The organism is Pseudomonas lini, assembly GCF_030812475.1.
Classification (GTDB): Bacteria; Pseudomonadota; Gammaproteobacteria; order Pseudomonadales; family Pseudomonadaceae; genus Aquipseudomonas; species Aquipseudomonas lini_A.
Genome location: NZ_JAUSSR010000032.1, coordinates 1 through 1,839 on the forward strand (window position 1 = coordinate 1; position 1,839 = coordinate 1,839).

1 protein-coding gene is annotated in these 1,839 nt (G+C 58.6%); it reads left to right on the plus strand.

What is annotated here, in order from left to right; translation table 11 throughout:
• The first annotated feature begins 457 nt into the window (after positions 1-457).
• Positions 458-1,750, plus strand: coding sequence for a group II intron reverse transcriptase/maturase (ltrA, locus tag J2W17_RS31010; protein ID WP_307344147.1), 1,293 nt, complete (start codon positions 458-460; stop codon positions 1,748-1,750).
• Positions 1,751-1,839 lie beyond the last annotated feature (89 nt).

The following is a 1,839-nucleotide window of genomic DNA, read 5'->3' on the forward strand; positions in this document are numbered from 1 at the left end:
TGGTGCGCCCAGCATGGGCGCAATCTTGTGGGTGAAAGTCCCGCCGTAAGCTGGCCACAGCGAACGAAGTGAAGCGCAACTGCATGAGGGTGACCGAGTGTGGGAAGGAAGCGTGAATCGAAACTGCGAGCCGATGGACAAGAACCGGATACAAGGCGAAGCCGATCAGGGCGAGCGGGCCGTAAACCGCGAAGCTCTTGTGGTCAAGGATCAGGCTGCGTAAATCCGGCGGTTGTGCGGGGAAGGATTGCGTTCTTACCTGGGGAGATCTCGCCTTGTGCCTGAAAGGGCGACGGTGCAAACCGGAGCGAGAAGTCAGCAGAGGCCGTAGTAGTCATCTTTTTTTTTGACGAAGGGCCGAACGAGAGAAAGCGTTATAGGCCATGTTGATGCGAACGACCGGAAGTCAGATGCCTGCCAAACGCGGGGCGGATGTGAGGACGCGAGCGGTGAAACCGTGAGAAGCCCCATCAGCGACGAGGTCAATCGCCCGCAAGATGAATCCGATAGCGCGGGGCAAGGGCTGCTGGAACGGGCCTTTGCGAGAGAAAACCTGAAGCGGGCGTGGAAGCGAGTCAAGGCCAATAAAGGGGCAGCGGGAGTCGACGGTCTGGATATTGAACAGACGGCCGAGCACTTGCTGACTCAATGGCCAGTGATTTGCGAGCATCTCCTTTCAGGCGTCTACCGGCCCAGTCCGGTACGACGTGTGGTCATTCCCAAGCCTGACGGTGGCGAGCGTGAGCTGGGTATTCCGACGGTCACTGACCGTCTGATCCAACAAGCGCTGCTGCAAGTCTTGCAGGCGTTACTCGATCCGACTTTCAGTGAACACAGCTACGGCTTTCGTCCGGGACGTTGCGCGCAGGACGCCGTTTTGGCGGCTCAGCGGTATGTGTCCTCGGGGCGCAAAGTGGTGGTGGATGTTGATCTGGAAAAGTTCTTCGACCGGGTCGATCACGATATTTTGATTGATCGTTTACGTAAACGGATTGCGGATCGGGCGGTTATCCGGTTGATTCGGGCGTATCTGGATGCAGGAACGCAGATCAATGGCGTGGTCGAGAAAAGTCGCTGCGGGGCGCCGCAAGGCGGCCCGCTGTCGCCGTTGTTGGCGAATGTGCTGTTGGACGAAGTGGATCGGGAGCTTGAGTGCCGAGGTCATTGTTTCGTGCGCTATGCCGACGATGCGAATGTGTACGTTCGCAGCCGCAAGGCCGGGCAGCGGGTGATGGCTTTGCTGAAGCGTCTGTATGAAAAGCTGCACTTGAGCGTCAACGAGAGCAAGAGTGCGGTGACGAGTGCATTTGGTCGCAAGTTTCTGGGATATGCCTTTTGGGCGTCGCCCAAGGGCGTCAAAAGAGCCGTGGCGACCAAGGCGCGCAAGCAGTTCAAGCAGCGGATACGCGAGCTGACCCGCCGTTCAGGAGGCCGCAGTATGCGGCAGGTCGTCGAAAATCTACGACCCTATCTCTTGGGCTGGAAAGCTTACTTTGGGTTGTCGCAAACCCCGAGAGTCTGGCGAGAGCTGGACGAGTGGATGCGACACCGACTGCGAGCGATCCAGCTTAAGCAATGGAGGCGTGGAGCGACGATCTACCGCGAACTGAGGGCGCTGGGAGCCAGCAGCCAAACGGCCCGGAAAGTGGCAGCCAACTCGCATAGCTGGTGGCGTAACAGCCGATTTGAACTGAATCGAGTGCTGGATATAGCGTGGTTTGACAGGCTGGGACTGGTGCGACTCTCATAACCTCAATCTCTCGAACCGCCCGGTGCGGACCCGCATGCCGGGTGGTGTGGCAGGGGTACGGTCTATGAAGACCGTCCCCTATGCCGATT